Source organism: Thioalkalivibrio sp. ALE10 (genome assembly GCF_000381385.1).
Taxonomy (GTDB): Bacteria; Pseudomonadota; Gammaproteobacteria; order Ectothiorhodospirales; family Ectothiorhodospiraceae; genus Thioalkalivibrio.
On the sequence record NZ_KB906454.1, the window covers coordinates 149,738 to 174,222 of the forward strand.

17 protein-coding genes and 1 pseudogene are annotated in these 24,485 nt (G+C 67.8%); 8 read left to right on the top strand and 10 right to left on the bottom strand.

Annotated elements, in window-relative coordinates; genetic code table 11:
• Positions 1-15 precede the first annotated feature (15 nt).
• Positions 16-3,900, bottom strand: coding sequence for an efflux RND transporter permease subunit (locus tag F788_RS0110020; RefSeq protein WP_019590067.1), 3,885 nt, complete (start codon positions 3,898-3,900; stop codon positions 16-18).
• A 42-nt stretch (positions 3,901-3,942) separates the two neighbouring features.
• Complete coding sequence (locus F788_RS0110025) at positions 3,943-5,091, bottom strand: efflux RND transporter periplasmic adaptor subunit (protein WP_019570062.1); 1,149 nt, start codon at positions 5,089-5,091, stop codon at positions 3,943-3,945.
• Positions 5,092-5,375: 284 nt separating this feature from the next.
• Between F788_RS0110025 and F788_RS0110030 the strand changes: the two genes are divergently transcribed.
• The 3 genes from F788_RS0110030 to F788_RS0110040 all read left to right on the top strand — a co-directional run bounded on the left by F788_RS0110030 (position 5,376) and on the right by F788_RS0110040 (position 11,022).
• Positions 5,376-6,359: a sigma-54-dependent Fis family transcriptional regulator gene (locus F788_RS0110030; RefSeq protein ID WP_019590068.1), complete on the top strand. Its 984-nt coding sequence runs from the start codon at positions 5,376-5,378 to the stop codon at positions 6,357-6,359.
• Positions 6,360-6,542: 183 nt separating this feature from the next.
• A complete protein-coding gene (locus F788_RS0110035; protein WP_019592903.1) occupies positions 6,543-7,859 on the top strand; it encodes an efflux RND transporter periplasmic adaptor subunit in 1,317 nt (438 codons plus the stop codon).
• Positions 7,852-11,022: an efflux RND transporter permease subunit gene (locus F788_RS0110040; protein ID WP_019592904.1), complete on the top strand. Its 3,171-nt coding sequence runs from the start codon at positions 7,852-7,854 to the stop codon at positions 11,020-11,022. The genes F788_RS0110035 and F788_RS0110040 overlap by 8 nt, the downstream gene beginning before the upstream one ends.
• Before the next feature lie 47 nt (positions 11,023-11,069).
• Here the strand turns inward: F788_RS0110040 and F788_RS0110045 are convergent, their stop codons facing one another.
• Genes F788_RS0110045 through F788_RS0110060 form a run of 4 tightly spaced genes read right to left on the bottom strand, consistent with a single transcriptional unit; the run spans position 11,070 to position 15,178 of the window.
• Positions 11,070-11,909, bottom strand: a complete 840-nt coding sequence (locus tag F788_RS0110045; RefSeq protein WP_018945874.1) for a ScpA family protein — start codon at positions 11,907-11,909, stop codon at positions 11,070-11,072.
• A gap of 5 nt (positions 11,910-11,914) precedes the next feature.
• Positions 11,915-13,135: a tryptophan--tRNA ligase gene (locus F788_RS0110050; protein ID WP_018945873.1), complete on the bottom strand. Its 1,221-nt coding sequence runs from the start codon at positions 13,133-13,135 to the stop codon at positions 11,915-11,917.
• A 49-nt stretch (positions 13,136-13,184) separates the two neighbouring features.
• Positions 13,185-14,555 (bottom strand): DUF945 family protein, encoded by a 1,371-nt coding sequence (locus F788_RS0110055; RefSeq protein ID WP_019590071.1) that lies wholly within the window; start codon positions 14,553-14,555, stop codon positions 13,185-13,187.
• Positions 14,556-14,557: 2 nt separating this feature from the next.
• Positions 14,558-15,178, bottom strand: coding sequence for an L-threonylcarbamoyladenylate synthase (locus tag F788_RS0110060; protein ID WP_019590072.1), 621 nt, complete (start codon positions 15,176-15,178; stop codon positions 14,558-14,560).
• Between the two features lie 114 nt (positions 15,179-15,292).
• Here F788_RS0110060 and F788_RS0110065 point away from each other — a divergent pair, with 114 nt between their 5' ends.
• Both F788_RS0110065 and F788_RS0110070 read left to right on the top strand, forming a co-directional pair.
• A complete protein-coding gene (locus tag F788_RS0110065) occupies positions 15,293-15,589 on the top strand; it encodes a YciI family protein (RefSeq protein WP_018869598.1) in 297 nt (98 codons plus the stop codon).
• Positions 15,590-16,468, top strand: a complete 879-nt coding sequence (locus F788_RS0110070) for a peptidylprolyl isomerase (RefSeq protein WP_019570068.1) — start codon at positions 15,590-15,592, stop codon at positions 16,466-16,468. It abuts the gene before it with no gap.
• A 48-nt stretch (positions 16,469-16,516) separates the two neighbouring features.
• Here the strand turns inward: F788_RS0110070 and thrC are convergent, their stop codons facing one another.
• The 3 genes from thrC to alaC all read right to left on the bottom strand — a co-directional run bounded on the left by thrC (position 16,517) and on the right by alaC (position 20,270).
• Complete coding sequence (gene thrC, locus F788_RS0110075; protein ID WP_019590073.1) at positions 16,517-17,659, bottom strand: threonine synthase; 1,143 nt, start codon at positions 17,657-17,659, stop codon at positions 16,517-16,519.
• Positions 17,660-17,696: 37 nt separating this feature from the next.
• Positions 17,697-19,004 carry a homoserine dehydrogenase gene (locus F788_RS0110080; RefSeq protein WP_019590074.1) on the bottom strand — a complete coding sequence of 436 codons (1,308 nt, stop codon included), beginning with the start codon at positions 19,002-19,004 and terminating at the stop codon, positions 17,697-17,699.
• Between the two features lie 63 nt (positions 19,005-19,067).
• Positions 19,068-20,270 carry an alanine transaminase gene (alaC, locus tag F788_RS0110085; RefSeq protein ID WP_018869602.1) on the bottom strand — a complete coding sequence of 401 codons (1,203 nt, stop codon included), beginning with the start codon at positions 20,268-20,270 and terminating at the stop codon, positions 19,068-19,070.
• A gap of 532 nt (positions 20,271-20,802) precedes the next feature.
• Between alaC and F788_RS0110090 the strand changes: the two genes are divergently transcribed.
• The gene (locus F788_RS0110090) at positions 20,803-21,186 is read left to right on the top strand and encodes a magnesium transporter MgtE N-terminal domain-containing protein (protein WP_019590075.1); all 384 of its coding nucleotides are present in this window, start codon (positions 20,803-20,805) and stop codon (positions 21,184-21,186) included.
• Positions 21,187-21,267: 81 nt separating this feature from the next.
• Positions 21,268-21,834 carry a CPBP family intramembrane glutamic endopeptidase gene (locus F788_RS0110095; protein ID WP_019570072.1) on the top strand — a complete coding sequence of 189 codons (567 nt, stop codon included), beginning with the start codon at positions 21,268-21,270 and terminating at the stop codon, positions 21,832-21,834.
• A gap of 22 nt (positions 21,835-21,856) precedes the next feature.
• On the opposite strand, the gene F788_RS0110100 is transcribed toward F788_RS0110095, so the two are convergent.
• A complete protein-coding gene (locus tag F788_RS0110100) occupies positions 21,857-22,237 on the bottom strand; it encodes a DUF2237 family protein (RefSeq protein ID WP_018869605.1) in 381 nt (126 codons plus the stop codon).
• Positions 22,238-22,399: 162 nt separating this feature from the next.
• Here F788_RS0110100 and F788_RS13405 point away from each other — a divergent pair.
• Positions 22,400-24,485, top strand: a pseudogene (locus tag F788_RS13405) (putative bifunctional diguanylate cyclase/phosphodiesterase).

Here is a 24,485-nt window from a genome sequence, read left to right on the forward strand (position 1 = left end):
TCTTTCAGTGATTGCTCATTTCAGCCGAATACCCCGGCGTCGGCGGCCACCCGACTGGCGTGCACCGGGACCGTCCTCCGGAGACGACGCGTCTTTTTGGTCTTCCCCCGAGTCCGACTTCTGGTCCGTCGTGGTGGAATCCGTGGTGGAATCGTGATCCGGCGGCGCACTCGTCCCGGAGTTCTCCGATCCGGCGGAACGGGAATCGCTTCCGGATTTCCGCGGCGCCTCCGTATCTCCCTCCTTCGATCCAAGCCCGTCGTCCGGCGTGGATTCGGCGTTCGCGCCCGCGTCCCCTTCACGGCCGGAGGGGGCGTCCGAGGCCCCCGACGCGGGGGGACCCGGCGCAGGACCGGACGACGGGGCTGGAGAAGGCCCGGAGCCCGAGCCGGAACCGCCGGATCCCGGGCCACCGCCCGGCCCCGGGCGCGTCCCGAAACGTCCGCGCACCAGCTTCAGCAAGGCCAGGAACAGGTCGCGCATGCCCTCGACGAAGGCGACCGCCAGGCAGCGCAGGTAGAGCCCGAAGTACTGGACTGCGCGCGTGACCGGTCCGCCCTCGGCCGGGCCGAAGGGATTGTCGTCACGGCCGGTCCCGGCACTGCCATTCGTCGGGGTAGCACAGCCGGAGCCGTTGGTGCCGTCGCCGTCTTCCAGTGAGGCGGGACAGAACGCGCGCCGCCCGGAGATGCAGCCCAGCGGGATGACGACCAGGGTCAGCAGCGTGGCCACGATGGTCCCGAACATCAGCGAGATCGCCATGCCCTGGAAAATGGGGTCGAACAGGATGACGCTGGAACCGGCGAGCAGTGCGAACGCGGTGATGACGATGGGCCGCGTGCGCGCCTGACAGGCGAGGATCATCGCCTCGCGGACGTCATGTCCCTGATCCACCGCCTGGCGGCCGAAATCGACCAGCAAGATGGAATTGCGCACGATGATCCCTGCCAGGGCGATGAACCCGATCATCGAAGTCGCGGTGAATTCGGCGTTGAACAGCCAGTGGCCCGGAATGATCCCGATCAGGGTCAGCGGGATCGGGGCCATGATGATGCCCGGCAGCACGAAGTTGCCGAACTCCCAGACCACCAGCATGTAGATGAGAATCAGGGCGATGGCGAACGCGATACCCATGTCGCGGAAGGTCTCGTAGGTGACCGTCCATTCGCCGGCCCATTCGAACGCCGTGGACCCGTCGTTCGGCGGCGGCCCCAGCCAGTGCGGCTGGACCCGGCTGCCGTCGGGAAGCTCGTAATCGGCGAGTTGCTCCTGCACCTCGAGCATCCCGTAGACCGGCGCCGCCAGACGCCCCACCACTTCGCCGGTGACATACTCCACCGGCCGCAGGTTCTTGTGATAGATGGGTTCGTCCTGCGGGCGCTCGACGAACCGGCCCAGCTCGCCCAGGCTGACCGTCCCGCCATGCTGCGAGGCCACCGGCAGCTGTTCCAGACGCCCGATATCGGAGCGCGTGGGGCGTGGCAGGCGCAGCTCGATCAGGTGCGGCTCCACCAGCGAACGCGCCTTGATGTCGCCCAGAACCCGGCCACCGATCGCGGTCTCCAGCGTCTGGTTCACGGTCTCCACGGTGACACCGCGGCGCAGGGCCTTGTCGCGGTCCACGTCGAAATGCCAGACGTCGTGCGGGGCCTGCAGGAAGCTGTCGACATCGGCCACGTGTTCGGCCCCGCGGAACATTTCTTCCAGGTCGCGCGCGACCTGCCGCCGGGTATCGGCATCCGGGCCATAGACCTCGGCGACCACCGACTGCAGGACCGGGGGCCCCGGCGGCATCTCCACCACTTCGATGCGCGCGCCGGCCTCGCGGGCCAGCGGTGTCAGACGCTCACGGGCCTCGGTGGCGATCTCGTGGCTGGAGCGCGCACGATCGCCCTTGTCCACCAGCTGAACCTGGATGTCGCCCAGCCAGGGGTCCTGGCGCAGGTAGTAATGACGCACCAGACCATTGAAATTGAACGGCGCTGCAGTGCCGACATACGCCTGCAGCCCGGTCACTTCCTCGAACTCCCGCAGTTCCGCCACCATCGCTTCGCTGAGCGAGGCCGTCTCGGTCAGCGCCGTGCCCTCGGGGAAGTTGATCATCACCTGGAATTCGGGCTTGTTGTCCAGCGGCAGCATCTTCACCCGGACATCCGTGGTGTAGAACAGGCTGGCCATCAGGAAGAACACCACCACGATCCCGGCCAGGAAGGCGTAGCCCCGGGCGGGATTGTCCGCCAGCCCGGGGATCACCCGGCGGAAGAACGTGCCCAGCCGCTCGGCCTGCCGGTGTTCCTTTTCGGTGGCCTTCTCCAGGTAGGCCATGCTCGGGCGCAGCCGCTGGGTCAGCCACGGGGTGAACACGAAGGCCGCGACCAGCGAGAACAGCATGGCGACCGACCCCAGAACCGGGATCGGCTGCATGTAGGGACCCATCATCCCGGAGACGAAGCCCATGGGCAGGAGCGCCGCGATCACGGTAAAGGTCGCCAGGATCGTCGGGTTGCCGACCTCGCGTACCGCGTCCACGTTGGTTTCGGCATCCAGGCCGCGCTTCATCAGCCAGCGGCGGTAGATGTTCTCCACCACAACGATGGCATCGTCCACAAGGATCCCGATCGCAAAGATCAGCGCGAACAGACTCACCCGATCGATGGTGTAGTCGAGCAGCCATGCGCTGAACACGGTGAACAGGATCACCACCGGAATCACGATCAGCACCACCAGCGCGGCGCGCAGCCCGAGGAACAGTGCGACCAGCAGGGTCACTGCGAAGGTCGCGACAAACAGCTTGAAGATCAGTTCATTGACCTTTTCGTTGGCCGTCTTGCCGTAGTCGCGCGAGATCTCGACGCCCACGTTGTCGGGGATGGCGGAGCCCTTCAGGCGCTCGAGGCGTTCGAGCACGCCATTGGCGACCGTGACCCCGTTGCTGCCGGGCTTCTTGGCGATCGCGAGGGTCACGGCGGACGCCCCCTCCGGTGCGGCATCGGGTGCCTCTGCGGCCGGGCCGGAATAGTGACGTACGAAGCGATCCACCTCCCCCGGGCCATAGCTGACCTCGGCCACGTCGCGCAGATAGATCGGGCGACCGTCCTCCACCGAGATCAGCAGGCGTTCGACATCCTCGGCACTGGTCAGGAACGAACCGGTGTGCACCGACATGTGCCGTCCACCCGCCTCGATCGCGCCCGCTCCGCGTTCCGAATTGGCCTGACGCACCGCGCCCGCGATCTGGTCCAGGGTGACCCCGTAACCTTCCAGCCGTTCCGGCCGCACCTCGATGCGCAGCTGCTCCTCGCGGCCACTGACCACGAAGCTCTGCGCGGTGTCGGGTACCTCGTTGAGCTGCTGCTGCGCGTCCAGGGCGATCTGGCGCAGCATCGCGTCATCGACCTCGTGCGACCAGAAGGTCAGCGTCACCACCGGCACGTCATCCGCACCCTTGGGCTTCACCATCGGCTCGCTGACCCCCGGAGGCATCAGGTCGCGGTTCGACATCAGCCGGTCATGCACCTTGACCACCGAGGATTCCATCTCCTCGCCGACGTCGAACTGGACGGTGACCATCGCCTCGCCTCGCTGCGAGACCGAGTAGACGTTGTCGACACCCGAGAGCTCGCTCATCAGACGTTCCAGCGGCCGCGCGGCCAGACTGGCCACCTGCTCCGATGGCACGCCGGGATACTCCACCATGATGTCGACCATCGGGACCGAGATCTGCGGGTCCTCCTGGCGTGGCGTCACGATCAGGCCGAGTATGCCGATGGCGATGCTGGCCAGCAGCAGCAGCGGCGACAGCGGCGAATGGACGAATGCGCGGGCCATGCGCCCGGCAATGCCGGGGTCCGTCGCGTGATCGCCGGGCCGTTCCTGGTTGCGAGGTTCCTGGTCGCTCATGTCCGAGGCCAACGTCCTGTCATTGTCCGAGTTCGAAGCGCATCAATGGCGGCCGCCGGGGTGCTGCAGCACCCGCGCCCCCGGCTCCAGCCCCGAGGTCACGACCACGCCGCCATCACGCGATGCCCCCAGCCGGACCATTCGGATGCGCACCTCGTCATTGGCATCCAGCACGGCCACGCGCGGCAAGGCCCCGCCCGGGATGATCGCGCTCTCCGGGATCACCACCCGGTCCTCGCGCGTCACTTCGCCCGGCAGATGCACCTCGGCATACATGCCCGGGCCGCCGCGGACCTCCTGCGGCAGATCGAACTTCACGGTCACGGTATGGCGCTGCGGATCGGCCAGCGGGAAGATCCGCGAGACCCGGGCGTTGACTTCCTCGGCATGACCGTCGAGCGTCACCGGCACGATGTCGCCCACGTCCAGCTGACGCACCAGGCGAACCGGCACGGCGGCCTCCACCCGCAGGTAATCCAGGTGCCCGAAGGTGACCAGAGGATGCCCGGGCTGGACGGTATCGCCCTGTTCCACGTGCTTGTGCATGATCACCCCGTCGAACGGAGCGCGGGAGCGGGTGTCTTCCAGCGCGACGTCGAGCTCCTCGACGCGGGCCCGGGCCTGTTCCCAGCGCGCCCGGGCCTGATCGACGCCGATGTGGCGGGAAAAGAGATCCGTGGTGCGGTCCAGGGTCGGGTCACCGAATCCCATGAACTGCCCCATGTTGCGCGTGAACACCTGGTCGAACATCGACGGCATGCCCATGCCCGGCATCTGCCCGATGTCCTGCGAGCGCGGGGAAATGACCTCGCGGTCGTACTGCATGCGTGCTTCGCGGATCGCCGCCTCGGTGGTGCGCATCTCGGCGAGCGCCGCCTGGCGCTGAGCCTGGAGGCGATCGTCGGAGATCGCGACCAGCTCTTCTTCCTCCTCGAAGCGGTCGCCCTCGACCCCTTCAACCGCGATCACCCGGCCCCCCGACTGCGCCCGCAGGGTCACTTCACTGAACGGGATCACCGTGCCGCTGACGGTATGGCGCTCCGCGGCGAGCGGCTGCGCGACATGGATACCGGTACGGTCCGGACTCGTGGTTCCCGCGCTCTGGGCCGGCGTCCAGGCGGTCTGTGCACCGGCCGTGCCGGCCACGGTGACCATACACAGCATCAGGCTGGCCGTTCGCATCAGCGTCATTCGCACCTCCCCCCGACAGCGTGCCTGTTCCGTTTCGTGTTGTTCCGTTGTAAAGAAAAGCACGCCTCGACACAAGCAAGAGAGATGCCAATATTAGAATATTATTAAATTTCAGATATTTGTCTCCGTGAAAAAACAAGGCGCACTCAGGGTGTTGCAACACGTGGCACCCGGAGATTCGAATATAAGCATCTGTTACTGCCGAAATTTTTTTGTTGCAACAACGGTGGCGGCGTTGCAACGCCGCTGCCATACTCCCGGTGAATTTCCCGGAGAGGAAGGCCATGAAAATGAACCGTGGGGAGGGTCTGCCGGACGCGTTCCGTTCGGCCGATCCGGACTGCCATCACCAGATGGTCTTCGCCCGCCGGGCGGCGGGCAGCGACATTCGCATGCTGCTGCTGGGCGAGTCGGGAACCGGCAAGACCCGCCTGGCCCGGGGCATCCATGAATGGAGCCCGCGTGCCGCCGGACCCTTCGTCGAAGTCAACTGCGCGGCCATCCCCGACGAGCTGTTGGAATCGGAGCTGTTCGGCCATGTGCGCGGGGCCTTTTCCGGCGCGGTGAACGATCGCGAGGGCCGTTTCGAATCCGCCCACGGCGGCACCCTGTTCCTCGACGAGATCGGCGAACTGCCATTGCGTCTGCAGGCCAAGCTGCTGCGCGCGGTGCAGGACGGACAGTTCGAACGCGTGGGCGAGAACACCACGCGGCAGGTGGACGTACGCATCCTTTCCGCCTCCAATCAGGACCTCCAGGCCCGCGTGGATGCGGGACAGTTCCGCGCCGACCTGTTCTACCGCCTGGCTGTCGCCACGGTGGAGCTGCCGCCCCTGAGGACCCGGCCGCGTGACCTGGCCGCCACCCTCGACCGCTTCGTCGAGGAACACGCGCTGCAGCTGGCGCCGGCGTTAAGGCGCAAACTGGAAGCCCACCCCTGGCCCGGCAATTTCCGCGAACTGGAAAACGTGTTCGCCTGCCTCCAGCTGCACGCGGTCAACGGTCGCGTGGAGGATTTTCCCCTGCCCGAAGGCCGCCCTCCCGGGACCGTTTCACCACAGCCGGAGGCCGCCGCCCCGGCAACGGCTTTCCCGGAAGGGCCCCCCACGGACGCGGCCCCGCAGGTATCCCCGAGGGAGTCCGAAGAGGCGCGGCGCCTGCGTCAGGCCCTTGCCGCTCATAATGGCAACCGCTCGCGGGCCGCGCGCAGTCTCGGAATCGACCGTACGACCCTGTGGCGCAAGCTGCATCGCTATAACCTGGCCTGAGAAAGGCATTCCCCACGCCTGCGGCCCTCGTGCCGCCGATGTTAGGATTGGCCATATCAGGAGACACTGATACCGGTCTCCCGCGGACGGGAACTTCATCCGGTGCACCGTCTCCAAGGCCCGGGCATCAGGCCCGCGCCCCATCCAGCCCAGGACCCGAGCGAGAACTGCATGTCCCGTGTCATGCCGCGAGTCGGCCGTGCCCTCATCCCCGTACTGATCGTCGCGCTCAGCGTGGCCGGATTCATGATCCTGCGCGCCACCGGCCCCGAGGCCCCCGCGCCCGAGGGCGAGGAACGTGCCTGGCCGGTGCGCGGCTTCGTCGCCGAACCCGGGACCCATGAGCCCTCGGTGATGCTCTACGGGCGCAGTGCCTCGGCCCACGACGCGACCCTGCGAGCCGCAGTACAGGGCGACGTGGCCCGGGTCTCCGCGCGCGAAGGCCAGCGGGTCGCCAGGGGCGACGTCCTGATCCGGATCGACCCCGCCGAGGCGCGCCTGGCCCTGCGGCAGGCGCGCGCCGAGGTCGATGAACTCGAAGGCGCGCTGGAAAGCGAACAGCTGCGCGCGCGATTCGATCGCGAGGCCCTGGTGCGCGAACGCGAACTGCGCGAGATTGCTCGCCGCAACCTCGAACGCACCCGCAACCTGCGCGAACGCGATATGGCATCCGACAGTGACGTGGATGAAGCCCAGGAGCGGCTGCAGCAGGCCGAACTCACCATCCAGAACCGGGAACAGGCGATCGCCGACGCCCCCATGCGGCTGGCCGGGGCCGAGGCCCGGCTGAACCGGGCGCGGGCCGCGGCCGAACAGGCGGAACTGGACCTGGAACGCACCGAGATCCGCGCCCCGTTCGATGCCCGCGTGACCGCGGTCCGGACCTCGCCGGGCGAACGCGCCCGGGTGGGCGACGAACTGGTACGCCTGTTCGACGTCGACGACCTGGAGATCCGGGCCGGACTTCCCGTGTCACTGGAACCGCGGCTGGAGGCGCTGCTGGCCGAGGGGGCAACGCTAAAAGCCTCGGCCCGCAACGGCGGGCGCGAGATCACCAGCGAACTGGTCCGCATCGAAGGCGAAACCCGGCCTGGCGCCAGCGCTTCGCACGGTGTGTTCGCGATCCGCGAAGGCGGGCGCTCGCTGGGTCTGAACCGCTTCCTTGAGCTGAACCTGCGCCTGCCCGAGGAAGACGACAGCCTGGCCGTTCCGTTCGAGGCCCTGTACGGGCGCGACACCATGTTCCGCGTAATCGACGGCCGCCTGCAGTCCCTGAACGTCGAACGTCTGGGCGAATACCGCAGCGAGGCCGGGGACACCCTGGCGCTGGTTCGCAATCCGGACCTGTCGGCCGGCGACGTCCTGATCGCCACCCGCCTGCCCAATGCGGTGGATGGCCTGCGCGTGGAGGTCGAGGACCGCGAGGACCTGCCCACCGCGGCCGAAGCCGTGCGCGAAGGCGACCCGGACCTCCAGCCGCAGGACGCCGGCGATGAGTGAAACCAGCGCACCCATGCCGGGCGGCGCCCCGGCCGGGGGCGATGCGGAGGGCGCGGCCGGGCGCGGTCCGATCCGGCTGTTCCTGGAACACCGCCTGGCCGCCAACCTGCTGATCGCGCTGATGCTGCTGGCGGGCGCCTATGCCCTGAACCAGCTGAACTCGCAGTTCTTCCCCGATTTTGATCTCGACATCATCACGGTCCAGGTCGTGTGGTCGGGCGCTGCCGCCGAAGACGTGGAACAGTCGATCACCGACCCGCTGGAGCAGGACCTGCGCACGGTCGACGACCTGCGCGAAATGACCTCCACCTCCGCGCTTGGGGTGGCGACCATCACCCTGGAGTTCGAACCCGGCGCCGACATGTCGCATGCGCTGGAACAGGTCAACGACCGGGTCGATCAGCAGCGCAACCTGCCGGCGGATGCCGAGACCCCGATCGTCAATCAGGTGATCAACTACGAGCCGGTCTCGCGCCTGCTGATCACCGGCCCCGACGACCCGGAACAGCTGCGGACGCTGGCCCGGCAGTACGAACGCGAACTGCTGGACGCCGGCATCGCGCGGGTCGAGTTCACCGGCCTCACGGAAGACGAGATGGCCATCCAGGTGCCGGCCTTCAATCTCTACCGCCTGGACATGACCCTGGCCGACATCGGCACGGCCATCGCCGGCATGAGCCGCGACATGCCCGCCGGCTCGGTCGGACGCGACGACACCGCCCGACAGCTGCGCAGCCTCGAGCAGGCTCGCGACATCGTGTCCTTCGAACGCCTGGTGCTGCAGGGCGACCCCGAACGTGGTCGGGTGCTGCTGGGCGACATCGCCGACATCGACCTGCGCCCCCGCGACGGCGAGGTGCGTGTCCGCTCCCAGGGTACGCGGGCCATCGAGATGCAGCTGATGCGCAGCGAGACCGGCGACGCCCTGGAATCCGCGCGCATCCTCGAACAGTGGCTGGAGCGCACCCGGCCCGCCCTGCCCCCGGGTGTCCAGTTGCAGGAGACCGATGCCTTCTGGGAGCTGCTGTCCGAGCGCATCACCCTGCTGCTGAAAAACGGTGCCGGGGGACTCCTGCTGGTGCTCGGGATCCTGTTCCTGTTCCTGAACCGCCACATCGCCCTGCGCGTCGCCCTCGGCATCCCGATCGCCTTCACCGCCGCATTCGTGGTGCTGTGGCTGGTGGGTGGCTCGATCAACATGATGTCGCTGTTCGGCTTCATCATGTCGCTGGGGATCATCGTCGACAACGCCATCGTCGTCTCCGAGCACGCCTACAGCCTGCATCAGAGGGGCCTGTCGGCCGGTCGGGCGGCGCGTCAGGGCGCTCAGCGCATGGTCGGTCCGGTCGTCGCCGCGTCACTGACCACCGTCGCGGCCTTCATGCCACTGATGCTGATCGGCGGGATCATCGGCAATATCCTGTTCGACATCCCGCTGGTGGTGATCTGCGTGATCGTGGCTACCCTGCTGATCGCCTTCCTGATCCTTCCGGCCCATCTCAAGGGCGTGATGGATCGCCTCGAGGAACCGCCGGCCGGCAGCCTGCGGGCGCGCTTCGACCGGGGTTTCGAAAACCTGCGCAACGGCCCGTTCCGCCGTGCCGTCACGCGCGCCGTGGACCACTCCGGGGTCACCCTCGCCCTGGCGGTGGGCGCGGTGATCCTGGCCATCGGCCTCGCGGCATCCGGGCGCATCGGCTTCACCTTCTTCCCCTCGCCCGAGGGCACGGTCGTCCATGCCGGCGTGAACTTCGTGGCCGGCACCCCGCCGGAACGGGTCGAAGAATTCCTCATCCACGTCGAACAGGCGCTGGAGGAAACCGACGAGGAACTCGGCGGCGGCCTGGTGCGTGCCTCGGTGACCCGGCTCGGACGCGGCATCGACCCCGGCGACGGCAACGCCCCGCAGGGCGACCAGTTCGGCAACATCCAGGTCGAGCTGATCTCGCCGGAGGCCCGAGAGGTGCGCAACCGGGCGTTCATCCAGGCATGGCGGGACAACGTCCGCGAGGCCCCCGGCATCGAGACCTTTTCTATTGACGAGCGTCAGGCCGGCCCGCCCGGGCGCGATCTCGAAGTGCGTCTGACCGGCGATGACCCGCATATCCTCAAGGACGCGGCACTGGACGTGGCCGATCTGTTCGACGAGTTCCCGGGCACCTTCGCCACCCAGGACGACACCCCGTTCGGCCGCGAGCAGCTGACCTTCCGCATCCTGCCGGAAGGCCGCGCCCTCGGACTGACCACGGAGCAGCTCGGCGCGCAGCTGCGCGACGCCTACGACGGCCATCTGGCGCAGATCTATCAGGATGGCCTGGAGGAGGTCGAGGTGCGCGTGCGTCTGCCCGACGACGAACGCCACGCGACGGAAAGCCTGGACCGCCTGCAGATCCGCCTGCCGGACGGCGAGCTGACCCCGCTGGAGAACGTGGCGGAACTCGCATCCCGTCCCGGCTTCGAGACCCTGCGGCATGCCGATACCCGCCTCGCGATCGAGGTATCCACCGAAGTCGACCGCTCGGTAAACAATGCCGCGCGCATCCGCGCCGCGCTGGAAGACGGTCCGCTGGACGCGGTCGCCGAGCGCCACGGGGTGGACTGGTCCTTCGAGGGCCGCGCGGCGGATCAGGAGGAGACGTTTGCCGACATGCGCACGGGCCTGGTGCTGGCGCTGGGCCTGATGTACATCATCCTCGCCTGGGTCTTCGCCTCCTGGGGCTGGCCGCTGATCGTGATGGCCATCATCCCGTTCGGCATCCTCGGGGCCCTGCTGGGCCACTGGATCCTCGGGGTGGAGCTGACCGTGCTGTCGATGTTCGGCCTGTTCGGCCTGACCGGGATCGTGGTCAACAACTCCATCATCCTGGTCAGCTTCTACCAGGGATTGCGGGAGAGCGGTCTGGCCCTGCGCGAGGCGATCATCGAGGCCTCCTGCCAGCGCCTGCGCGCGGTCATCCTGACCTCGGTCACCACCATCGCGGGCCTCACCCCGCTGCTGTTCGAGCGCTCGGTGCAGGCGCAGTTCCTGATCCCGATGGCGATCTCGATCGTGTTCGGGCTGGCAGTGGCCACGGTGCTGGTACTGTTCGTGATCCCGGCGCTGCTGCGCCTGTACGAGGGGGCATTCGATCGCGGCGCCACGTCCACCCACCACGCGAGCTGACCGCAGCCCCGCGGAAGGGGGGCACGGGGTGGCGGGGCGCGTCGGGGTCAGGCGTCGCCGCCGCGCCGACGCAGGCGGATGGGGGCGTAGGGTTCGCTCTGCCCCCACTCCACCAGCCCCGCCTTGGCCAGCTCGAGGATGGCGAGGAACGACACCACCACGCCCTGGCGGCCCTCGGCCCGTTCCAGCAGGCCGACGAAGTCGGTGAAGGTCTCGCTGTCCAGCTCGTGCAGCAGCCGGGTCATGCGCTCGCGCACCGACAGCTGTTCGGTGGCCACGTGGTGGTGGGCGTTCAGGCTGGCACGCCGCATCACCCCGGCGAGCGCATCCATCAGGGCATCCAGCGACGGCGCCGGGGGCGGCGGGCCTTCCAGTGCGTCGGTCGCGGCGCCGGCGGCGAAGAAATCCCGCTCCATGCGCGGCAGTGCGTCCAGGCGTTCGGCCGCGGTCTTGAACTGCTCGTATTCCTGCAGCTGCCGAATCAGGGCCATGCGCGGATCACCGGCGTCTTCCTCGCCCGACTCCGCCGGGCGTGGCAGCAGCATGCGCGACTTGATCTCGGCCAGCAGTGCCGCCATCACCAGGTATTCGCCCGCCAGCTCCAGGCGCAGGGCACGCATCACCTCGATGTAGGCCATGTACTGGCGCGTGATCTCGGCGATGGGGATCGCCAGGATGTCGAGGTTCTGCCGGCGGATCAGGTACAGCAGCAGGTCCAGTGGCCCCTCGAAGGAATCGAGGAACACTTCCAGTGCATCCGGAGGGATGTACAGGTCCTCGGGCAGCTCCGCGACCGGTTCGCCGTGAACACGCCAGACGTGCTCGCCCTCCCCGGCGGCGGCCGGATCAACGGGGTCGACGGTGGCGTCTTCGGCATGTTCGCTCACCGGTTCTACCGCAGGTAGTCCAGCCCCATCGCGCGGCGGACCTCCTCCAGGGTCTCGCGCGCCTCTTCGCGGGCGGCCTCCGAGCCCTCGACCATGATCGAGCGCACCAGTCCGGGATCACTGGCGTATTCGCGCGCGCGCTGCTGAATCGGCTCCAGCTCCTCCTGGATGGCCGCGATCAGGGGCTTCTTGCAGTCCAGACAGCCGATCCCGGCGGTGGTGCAGCCCTCGTAGAGCTCGCCCCGCTTTTCCTCGCCGGTGTAGACCTGATGCAGCTCCCACACCGGGCATTTTTCCGGCGTCCCCGGATCGGTCCGGCGCACCCGCGCCGGATCGGTGGGCATGGTCCGGATCTGGCTCTCCACCTCCTGCGGCTCGGACCGCAGGCTGATGGTGTTGCCATAGCTCTTGGACATCTTGCGCCCGTCAAGCCCGGGCATCTTCGCGGTGGGCGTCAGCTTCGGATGCGGCTCGGGCAGGATGATCTTGCCCCCGCCCTCGAGGTAGCCGAACAGCCGCTCGCGGTCTTTCAGCGAGATGTTCTGCTGGGATTCCAGCATCGCCCGGGCGACCTCCAGGGCCTCGTCCTCGCCCTGCTCCTGGAAGCGCTTGCGCAGATCGCGGTAGCGTTTGGCTGCCTTCTTGCCCATCTTGTCCACGGCCTGCTCGGCCTTTTCGGCAAACCCGGGTTCGCGCCCGTACAGATGGTTGAAGCGCCGCGCCAGCTCGCGCGTGACCTCCAGGTGCGAGACCTGGTCCTCGCCCACCGGCACCATGCCGGCGCGATAGGCCAGCACGTCGGCACTCTGCAGCACTGGATACCCGAGAAACCCGTAGGTCGCCAGATCCTTCTCGCGCAGCTGTTCCTGCTGGTCCTTCCAGGTCGGCACCCGCTCCAGCCAGCCCAGCGGGGTAATCATGGACAGCAGCAGATGCAGCTCGGCATGTTCCGGCACACGCGACTGCACGAACAGGGTGGCCGATCCCGGACTCACCCCCGCGGCCAGCCAGTCGATCACCATCTCGGTCACGTATTGCTGCAGGTCGCCCGGGTCTTCGTAATGCGTGGTCAGCGCATGCCAGTCCGCAACGAAGAAAAAGCACTCGTAGTTGTGCTGCAGCTCGATCCAGTTCTTCAGGACCCCGTGATAATGCCCGAGATGCAGACGCCCGGTGGGCCGCATCCCCGAGATGACACGCTGATTCGTCCCCTGATTGGTGGTCACGGTCGCGATCCTTCCTGATGGTTGACTGATGAGGCTGAGATGGTCGGTGTCAGAACATGCCGCCGGCGGCGGCGAACAGCAGGCCCAGGGCACTGGCGGTGCGGTCCCGCTCGTTGACGTGGATGCGGCCGTCCCGCATCGCCAGAGTCCCGCTCAGGATCTCGCCGTCGCGTTCCAGCCAGGCATCCGCCTCGGCCGCGGCCAGCACCCGGCCGAACGGCTGCGGGTCGGTCAGCCCGGCCAGCGACTCCGGCCATTGCAGCCCGACCGCGGCCTGCATGTCCAGCGCGATCGCCTCCACCGGGCGCATGCGGAAGCCTTCGGGCGTACCGGAAAAGACCAGGTTGCCCTCCAGCTCCAGCCGCTGCTCCGGCTCGTCGTTCATGATCGCCCCGAGCGTCACGGCCGGGCTGCGCTCCAGCGACTGGCTCACGGCATCGATCATCGCGGCATGGGTGAGATCGCGGCGTTGCTCGGCCTCCTGGCGCCGGTGCGCCGGGTCACGCAGGGTTCCGGCGAGCTGCTCCATGGCTGCGCGGTCCCAGCGCTCCAGCCCCAGCTGCAGATCCATCGGTCCGCCATGGCGCACGAGACGCTGCGTGCCCCGCGTCACGGTCATCCGGTCGATTTCCAGGCGCGCGCGGGCGTCCAGCCGGTCTCCATGGGTGCTCTGGAATGCATTGATCCGGGCACGCTCCATAAGCAGGCTGCCCTCGCATCCCGGACCCGTCCATTCCATCCGGTCGGCCGCCACGCCGCCTTCATAATCCGGAAGCACGCCATAGACCCCGTCGGCGTCGGGCTCCAGCGCCAGGACCTGCCGCAGCCCCTCGAACACCAGGGTTCCGTCCGCCTGATCGAGTCGCAGACGCGGGACCGACAGACTCGCCATCGCCTGCTCGTCCGACCAGGCGAACTGCCCCAGGGCGTCCTCGAACTCCAGCCACAACGGGCCCTCCGCGTCCCGGAGCGGTGCCACTGCCGCCCATTGCGCAACATCCAGGCGCGTATCCTGCACGCGCAGGCGGGTCGTGACGCCGCCACCCAGGCCGGTCCGGCTCTCCGCCTCGGGCGCAAGACGCTGCAGGATCGCGGCCAGCCCGTCATGCTCCGCGAGGGCGTCGTCGAGGGCCGCGTGATCCAGGCGGGTGGCGATCCTCGCGCCCAGCACCCCGTGCTGCACCTCGTGCACCACCGGTAGTTCGTAAGCGTCCTCGCCCCGACGCAGGTGCAGTGTTCCTTCCGCACGCGCCTCGCGATAGCCCCGCTCGTAGCGAACGGGCTCGTGGCGCAGCTCCAGACCGTCCGCCTGCAGCTCCATGCGCGCGTCGAGGGTGTCTTCCACCTGTCCCCCGACGTACCAGGGCCATGCCGCACCAATGGCGACCAGCAGAGCGGCCAGGATGATCCATTTACGCATGGCTATTCTTCCAGAAAGGCCACGTCCCCGAGGCCCTGTCGCACCACTTCCACGCCGTCACCGGTCAGGTCCAGCACCGTGGTGGCCTCCAGCGTCCCTGCTCCTCCGTCCAGGATCGCGTCCACCGCATGCGCAAGACGCTCTTCGATCTCCCACACCTCGGTCAGCGGGGTATCGTCCCCCGGCAGCTGCAGGGTGGCGGACATCAGCGGCGTACCGAGTTCCGCCAGCAGCGCGGACACGATGGGACTGTCCGGCACCCGCAGTCCGATCGTCCGGCGCCTGGGATGCTGCAGCCGCCGCGGGACTTCGCGGGTGGCGGGAAGAATGAAGGTGTAGGGCCCCGGCGTCAGGGTCTTCATCAGCCGAAAGGCGCTGTTGTCCACCTTGGCGTACACCCCCAGTTCGGACAGGTCACGGCACAGCAGGGTGAGATGATGGGTCTCGTCCACCTCGCGGATGCGGCGGATGCGATCGGCGCCGGTCTTGTCACCGGGCAGGCACGCGAGCGCATAACAGGCATCGGTGGGCACGGCGATCACCGCACCTTCATGCAGCCGGTCGCAGACCTGGCGGATCAGCCGTGGCTGGGGATTCTCGGGGTGGATCGCGAACGTACTCATGGGGAACCGCAGATCGGACAAAGCGCGCAGTGTAGCGCAACTGTGACCCGACCATCACGCCGCACCCGCCCGTGACGTTACAATGCCCGCCTGTCCCCCCGACACGGAATGCCGATGCTCTACATGATCCAGGGCCACGATGCCCCCGATTCGCTGGACGCCCGCCTGGCGGCGCGTCCGGAACACCTGGAACGCCTGCAGGCCCTGCGCGATGCCGGACGCCTGGTGCTGGCCGGTCCGTGCCCCGCGATCGACAGCCCCGATCCGGGGCCGGCCGGTTTCAGCGCCAGCCTGATCGTCGCCGAATTCCCGTCGCTGGAAGCGGCCCGCGAATGGGCCGATGCCGATCCTTATGTCCGGGCCGGGGTGTATGCCTCGGTGGATGTCCGCCCCTTCAAGCAGGTGTTCTGAATGGCCGCATCAACGTTCCCCCTGTCCGCACCCCGCGGCCTGCTCGCGGCCGCGATCCTGGCCGCCGTCACCTCGCTTGCCGCCTGCGGCAACGATGGTCCGTCTGACGAACGCAATGGCCACGAAACCGATGCCGCCACGACGACCGAAGACGCCGAAATCCTCGCGCGCATCGATGGCGAACCGATCACCCGGGCCGATGTTTTTACCTACTCCGGCCTGGACGACGACCCCGGGCTGGCCGGCGATGATGGCGTGATCGACGAACTGATCAGCCTGCGGCTGCTGCGCCAGGAAGCCGAGCGGCGTGGCCTGCACGAGGAAGAAGAAACGCGCCGGATCCTCGAGATGGTCCGCACCAATTTCCTCGCCTCCGAGATGATGGAACGCCTGACGGCCGAACTGGAACTCACGGAGGACGACCTGCGCGCCGAATACGAGCGGCAGGTGGAGCAGATGGCCGCCGAGGAGTACCGCGCCCGCCACATCCTGGTCGAGAGCGAGGAGACCGCCCGGGACCTGCTGGCCGAACTCGAGGACGGGGCCTCGTTTGCCGAGCTGGCCGAAACGCATTCAACCGACCCCGGCTCCGCCCAACGCGGAGGTGACCTGGGCTGGTTCGAAGCCGGCCGCATGGTGCCGGCCTTCAGCGATGCGGTGCAGCGCCTGGAACCCGGCGAGACGACGACGGATCCGGTGGAAAGTCGCTTTGGCTGGCACCTGATCCGGCTGGAAGAGACGCGCCCGGTCGACCCGCCGCCCATGGAAGACGTGCGGGCCGAACTGATCGAGATCCTGGAAAGCCGCGCGATCCAGGAAGAGATCGAACGCCTGCGCGAGGCCGCCCGGATCGAGATCCCCGAACGACCGGCAAACTGACCCTGCCCGCGGGGCCGGAACCGGCCCCCGGGGTTCAGGCCGACGGCTTCAGGCGAGGTTGTCGCGGATCGCCTGCGACACGGCGCCCAGCTCTGCGGGCACCCGCGTCGGCTGGACCACGCTCTGACTGATCGCGGTGTCCGGGTCCTTGAGGCCGTTGCCGGTGAGCGTGCAGACCACGGTGGACCCCGCCGGGATTCGCCCCGAGCGAATGTCGCGCAGGGCGCCGGCCAGCGAGGCGGCGGAGGCCGGTTCGCAGAACACCCCCTCCTTCTCCGCCAGCAGTTTCTGCGCGGCCAGGATCTCGTCATCCGCGCATTCGTCGAACCAGCCGCCGGACTCTTCGCGCACCTTCCACGCCATGTCCCAGGACTGCGGGTGACCGATGCGGATCGCGGTCGCGACGGTGTCGGGATCGTCCACCATGGCCCCGCGCATGAACGGCGCCGAACCCGAGGCCTGATAGCCCACCATGTGCGGCCGGTTCCCGACCATGCCGCCGCCGGCATACTTGCAGTGCCCCTGGCAGTAGGCGCAGGCGTCGGTCACGTCCTCGCTGCTGCGGGCGGCCATCTCGCTGTAGCCGATCCAGTGCGCGGTGATGTTGCCGGCATTGCCCACCGGCAGGCAGTGATAATCCGGTGCCCGACCCAGCTCCTCGATGATCTCGAACGCCGCAGTCTTCTGGCCCTGCAGACGGTACGGGTTGACCGAATTGACCAGGGTCACCGGGGTATTCGAGGCCACTTCCTTGACCAGCCGCATGCCGTCGTCGAAATTCCCGGCGATCTGAATCACCGTGGCCCCGTGCATCATCGCCTGCGCCAGTTTGCCCATCGCGATCTTGCCGTCCGGTATGACCACGAACGCGGTGATCCCCGCGCGGGCGGCATAGGCCGCGGCAGCGGCCGAGGTGTTGCCGGTGGAGGCGCACACGATGGCCCGCGAACCCTCTTCCACCGCGCGGGTGACCGCCATGGTCATGCCCCGGTCCTTGAACGAGCCGGTGGGGTTCAGACCCTCGTACTTGACGTAGATCTCCACCTCGCTGTCCAGCTCGCGGGGAATGTTGTTCAGCCGGATCAGCGGCGTGGCCCCCTCGCCGAGGGAGATCACGCGGGTGTCGTCGTGGACCGGCAGCCGATCGCGGTAGCGGTCGATCAGTCCGGTGTAGCGGTGTCCGTGGGCCATGCGGATTCTCGTGTCGTGGATCGGATCAGTTGGTTGTTCAGAGCGCTTCCATGCGGATACGCGTGATCGGAGTCAGCAGGTGCGGCAGTTGTTCCACCGCCGTGATCGCCTGGTTCATCGCGCCCTCGCGCACGGCGTGCGTCAGCATGATGATGGTCGCCTCGCCCCGCTCCGGGTCGGGCTCGCGCTGCAGGATCGCCTCGATGCTGATGCCATGCTCGCCCAGGATCCGGGTAATGTCGGCCAGTACCCCCGGACGATCCTGGGCACGCAGGCGCAGGTAGAACGAGGTCTGGACGTCCTCCAGCGCCAGCACCGGGCGTTCCGACAGCGCGTCCGGCTGGAACGCCAGATGCGGCACGCGATTCTCGGGGTCGGTGGTCAGGGCGCGCACCACGTCCACCAGATCGGCGACCACGGCCGAGGCGGTCGCCTCGGCACCGGCTCCGGCGCCGTAGTACAACGTGGGCCCCACCGCGTCGCCCTGCACCAGCACGGCATTCATCACCCCGTCCACATTGGCGATCAGCCGGCGTTCCGGGATCAGGGTCGGATGCACCCGCAGTTCGTAGCCGTCCGGCATGCGACGCGCGATGCCCAGATGCTTGATGCGGTACCCCAGCTCCGCAGCGAAGCCCACGTCCTCGCGGGTGATCCCGCTGATGCCCTCGACCGCCACGCGGTCGAACTGCAGCGGGATGCCGAACGCGATGGACGCCAGGATCGCCAGTTTGTGGGCGGCATCGATACCCTCCACGTCGAAGGTCGGATCGGCCTCGGCGTAACCCAGCGACTGGGCCTCCGCCAGCACGTCCTCGAAGTCACGACCCTTGTCGCGCATCTCGGTCAGGATGAAGTTGCCGGTCCCGTTGATGATCCCCGCCAGCCATTCGAGGCGGTTGCCCGCCAGGCCCTCGCGGATCGCCTTGATGATCGGGATGCCGCCGGCGACCGCTGCCTCGAACGCCACCATCACGCCGCGCGAATGGGCGCGCTCGAAGATCTCGTTGCCGTACAGGGCGATCATCGCCTTGTTCGCGGTGACCACGTGCTTGCCGGCGTCGATCGCCCGCAGGACCAGGTCGCGCGGGGCATCGGTTCCGCCCATCAGCTCGACAACCACCTCGACTTCAGGATCGTCCACCACCACGCCAGGGTCGGTGGTCAGGCGGATTCCGGAAGTGTCGCAGTCGCGCTCGCGCTCGATGTCACGGGCTGCCGCGGCCACGACCTCGATCCCGCGTCCGGCGCGCCCGGCGATGTCGGTGCCGTTGCGGGCCAGCACGTTCACCGTGCCACAGCCCACGGTACCCAGTCCGAGAATTCCGATCTTTACCGGCGTCATATGATCCTGTTTCCCTGATCGTCCGGATGCACCGCATCCGGGTTTTGGTCTTCGAATGCCTGGTTACGCGGAGGCATCGGCGAGGACGGAATCCGCCCGGAACATCGCCTTGATCCCCCGCAGGGCCTGGCGCGTGCGCTGCTCGTTCTCGATCAGGGAGAAGCGCACGTGGTCATCCCCGTAGGAGCCGAAGCCGATCCCGGGCGAGACCGCCACCTTGGCGTCGCGCAGCAGCTTCTTGGCGAACTCCAGCGACCCCATCTCGCGATAGGGCTCGGGGATCGGCACCCAGACGAACATGGTCGCCTTCGGCTTTTCCACTGCCCAGCCCAGCTTGTTCAGGCCGTCGCACAGCACGTCGCGGCGCACGCGATAGGTCTCGCGGATCTCGTCGACACAGTCCTGCGGCCCTTCCAGTGCGGAGATCGCCGCCACCTGAATGGGCGTGAAGGTGCCGTAGTCGAGATACGACTTGATGCGCGCCAGGGCCGCCACCAGCGTGGGATTGCCGCACATGAATCCCACCCTCCAGCCGGGCATGTTGTAGGTCTTGGACAGGGTGTAGAACTCCACCGCGATGTCCTTGGCGCCCGGCACTTCGAGGATCGAGGGGGCCCGATAGCCGTCGAACGCGATCTCGGCGTAGGCCAGATCGTGCACGATCCAGATCCCGTGCTCGCGGCAGATCTCCACCACCCGTTCAAAGAACTCCAGATCCACGCACTGCGTGGTCGGATTCCCCGGGAAGTTCAGGATCAGCATCTTCGGCTTGGGCCAGGAATCGCGGATCGCGCGCTCCAGCTCGGCAAAGAAATCGACGTCCGGCGTCAGCGGCACGTGGCGCACGTCGGCGCCGGCGATTACGCAGCCATAGGGGTGGATGGGATACGCCGGATTCGGCACCAGCACCGCATCTCCCGGCCCCAGGGTGGCCAGCGCCAGATGCGCCAGGCCTTCCTTGGAGCCAATGGTCACGATCGCCTCGGTTTCCGGATCGAGTTCTACATCGAAACGATCCTGATACCAGCGGGTGACGGCACGCCGCAGCCGCGGGATCCCGCGCGATACCGAATAACGGTGAGTGTCGCCGCGCTGCACTGCCTCGGTCAGCTTGTCGACGATGTGCTTCGGGGTGGGCTGATCCGGGTTACCCATGCCGAAGTCGATGATGTCCTCGCCGCGAGCTCGAGCCTCGGCCTTCAACTCGTTCACGATGTTGAAGACGTAGGGGGGCAGTCGCTCGATGCGGGGAAAGACGTCGGTCACGGGTCGATTCCTGATTGGGCCCGGGATCACCGGGCGTAGGCTTTGCGGCGCTGGCGACCGGCGCGATCAGGGTACGCGCACCCTGATCCGGCGCGCGCCGGGAAACGGGTCAAACTATAACCCGCACCGAAACCTGTCAACGCATTCCGCCGCAAGGCTTGTTTCGCCACCCGCGCTTTGGCTATGATTCGCGCCCGTTCGTGGCCGGGTGCCACGAGCGCATGTTGAGCCATACGAGGTATGACGACACCCATGGACAGTTGCAGTTGCCGATGCACGAAGGCCGCCGGCGCGGCGGATGACGTGTATCCAGCTGTCCGTCGGACCCGGACCCGCCGCCTCCTCGTCTGAACGAGGCCCCGGAACCCGGTCCGTCGTGACCTGGATACACGCCGGATCACGGGTTCCCGCACATCCCGGTAGTGACCGGGTCGTGCCTGCCCCACCGCCCGCTCCCCGATCGGGGACCTCCGGACGGCCTTCGCATCGTGTTGTTGGTTAATTTCACTGAATCGATGCGAGGAGACCGAAGATGACCGAACTGGCAATGGACACCGTGCAGGATTTCCCCACGGCCACTGAATTCCGCGGCGATCATGCCGCTGGGGGCGTGCACTGGGCCGACATGCGTCCCGACCCCGCCGTGGCGGGTATCCTGGGCGCGCTGGACGCCGGCCAGCTGGCCGCCGCCCGCATGCGCTTCCTCAAGCTGACCGAACGGGCGCAGGCCGAGGTGCTGCAGGCGCTGGATCCCGATACCCTGGCGCGGCTGGCCGACCGTCTGCCCAGCCATGGTCTGGCGCAGGCCTGCGAACACCTGGCGGAATCCGAGCGCCGCGACGTGCTCGGTGCCCTGCCCGGCGGCAAGCGTCACGGCGTGCGCGTGATCCTCGACCACCGCGCGCGCCTGGCCTGAGGCAAAGCCCCGGGCGGACGGCCGGCCGCGGCGATCGCCCGGCCGGCCCGCCCGCAACCAACCATTGCCCCTCCCGCCACCTTGCGACCGTTCATCGCCCGTCATCCACTGCTCGCCGGGGCCCTGTTCCAGGGTGCACTCATCCCCGTGGCGTTCGCGCTGGCGGCGCTCGCCGGCGTGCCACTTCTGGGCGCGATGGACTGGAGCATCGAGGCCGTGGCCCTGGGCCTGCTGGTCACCACCCCGATGTTCCTGCTGGTCGCCGTGCTGGGCTGGACCGACCACCCGGCGTTTCGCGACATTCGGGCACAGCTGCAGGAGTTCCTGGATCTGCTGTTTCGCGGGGCCCCGGCCGGCTCGGTAGTGCTGATCGCGGTGCTCGCCGGGGTCGGCGAGGAGCTCCTGGTACGCGGCGTGCTACAGCAGTGGCTGGGTCTGCACCTGCCGCCCGGGGCCGCAATCCTGCTGGCCTCGGTGCTGTTCGGGCTGGCGCACTACGTCAGCCACCTGTACTTCGTCTTCGCCACCCTCATCGGCCTGTATCTCGGCTGGGTCTACCACGTGACCGAGAACCTGGTGGTGGTGATGATCGCGCACGCGGCCTACGACTGGGCGGTCATCCGCTGGTATCTGGCCCGCCCCGCCTGAGGCGTACGCGAACGCGTCCGCGCTACTCTGCCGGATCGCGGGCGTGCGCCTGCAGCACGTCCAGCGGGATGATCGCCAGGGTCTCCTCGTGGGTCGCCCGCAGGTATACCCCCGGCGCCACGCCGGCCCGATACGCCTCCACCCAGCGGCCGGCGCACAGGCACCACCGGTCTCCGGGCTTGAGCCCGGGGAAGCCGAAGGCCTCCATCGGCGTCACCAGATCGTTGCCCTGCGCCAGGGAATAATCCAGAAACGCCTGCGTCACTTCGGCACAGACCGTATGGATGCCGGTGTCGTCGTGTCCGGTGGCACAGCGCCCGTCGCGATAGAACCCGGTCACCGGGTCGCGGCCACAGGGCTCGAGTTCCTCACCGAAGACATTGCGCGAGGCAAAGGGCTGCATTGATGGCTCCCTGAGTACGGATTCAGATTCACAAGGATACCCGATCTGCGCACGGCGTTTCGCGCAACCGGACTCGCCGGGCGGATCCGGCGCGATTGCACCGGGCGAATTTCCATCGCCATAATGAGCCAATGGCGATCGGGCACCAGGCACGGATCAAGGATGAAAACGGATCAACATCAATACGGGCCCGACGATACGCTGGTCATCGATTACCGCAGCCTGATCGAGGACCACCCGCACATCATCACGGTCTACCGGCCCGACACCACGATCCTGTTCGCCAACCGCATGGCGCGGGAATACTTCGGGGCGGATCTGGTCGGCCGGCGCTGGATCGAGGATCTGCCCCCCGAACACCAGGAGGCCAACCTCGCCGACCTGGCGCGCTTCACTCCGGAACAGCCGGTCCGGATCATCGAAAACCCGGTCATTCGGGCGGACGGTACCCGGCGCTGGGTCGAATGGACCTCCCGCGCCTTCTTCGACGAGCACGGGCGGCTCACCCACCTGCAGACCCTGGGCATCGACTCCACCGAGCGCCACCAGGCCCGCGAAGCGCTGGAACAGCGCGAGGCCGAACTCGCCGAGGCGCAACGCATCGCCCATCTGGGTTCCTGGATCTCGGATTTCGAAAACGACGAAATCCGCTGGTCGGACGAGGTCTACCGCATCTTCGGCATGACCCGGGAGCAGTGGGGCGCCAATCACGAGTCGTTCATGGCGGCCGTTCACCCCGACGACCGGGAACGGGTCCAGCAGGCCGTCAATGCCGCCCTGCGCCCCGACGGCCCGGAATATGACATCGAACACCGCATTCGCCGCCCGGACGGCACCACGCGGGTGGTCTACCAGCGTGGCACCGTGCGTTTCGACGAGCAGGGCCATCCACGGCGCATGGCCGGGATCGTGCATGACATCACCGAACGCCGCGAGACCGAAGACCGGCTGCAATACCTGACCTGGCACGATCCCCTGACCGGCCTGCCCAACCGCGATTAACCAAAGCATGGAATACGCCCGCGACCGCGGTTCGCCCTTGCTGATCCTCCATCTGGGCCTCGACCGCTTCAAGGGGATCAACGAGGGGCTCGGCCACGCCGCCGGCGACGCACTGCTGCAGCGGGTCAGCCAGCGTCTGGCAGGCGCCCTCGAGGAAGGCGACACCCTGGCCCGGATCGGTGGCGACGAATTCGGCCTCGTGCTGGGTCACAGTGCCGAGGCCGAAACCCTGGTCCGCCAGGCGGCCGGACTGGTGGATCATTTGAAGGAACTCTTCGCGATGGATGGCGAAGAGGTCTACGTTCCCGGCTCGGCCGGGGCGGCCCTCTACCCCGACGATGGCAGCGAACCCGAGGAGCTGCTGCGCCGCGCGGGTGCCGCCATGGATCAGGCCAAACGGGAAGGCGGTAACGGACTGCGTTTCTGCTCCGGCGAACGCAACACCACGGCGCGTGCACGGGTCGCCCTGGAAGGCCAGCTCCGGCGCGCCGTCTACCGGCAGGAAGGCTTCTTCCTGCACTATCAGCCGCGGGTCGAGGCCGGGAACGGGCGCATTACCGGTCTCGAAGCCCTCCTCCGCTGGCAGGATCCCAACGGACAGGTGCTGTCGCCGGGGACCTTCATCCCGGTACTGGAAGAAACCGGACTGATTCGGGAACTGGGCGAATGGATCCTGCGCGAGGCCTGCCTCCAGCATCAGCGCTGGAAGGCCAGCGGACTGCCCTCGCCGCGGATCTCCATCAACCTGGCCGCCCCGCAGTTCCGTGATCAGGATCTGCCGCGCCGGATCCGCCGGATCCTGGCCGAAACCGGCACCCCGGCCGATGCGCTGGAGCTCGAGGTGACCGAGAGCATGCTGATGGCCGACATCCAGCGGGTCATCCACACCCTGGGGGCATTTCGCGACATGGGGCTGCGGGTGGCCCTGGACGACTTCGGCACCGGGTACTCGTCACTCGCCTACCTCCAGCGTTTTCCGCTGGACGTGCTCAAGATCGACCGCAGCTTCGTGCGCGACCTCGACAATGGCGGCAGCGGCGAGGCCATCGTGCGTACGGTCCTCAGCCTTGCCACAAACCTGAACCTGGAGACCGTCGCCGAAGGGGTGGAAAACATCGGACAGCAGCGTTTCCTGGAAGCCGCCGGCTGTGACACGCTCCAGGGGTTCCTGCTCGCCCGCCCTGCTCCCGCGGCACAGTGCGCCGGACTCCTCGTGCGGGGCGTCATCGCCCGGGACGAATGCTGA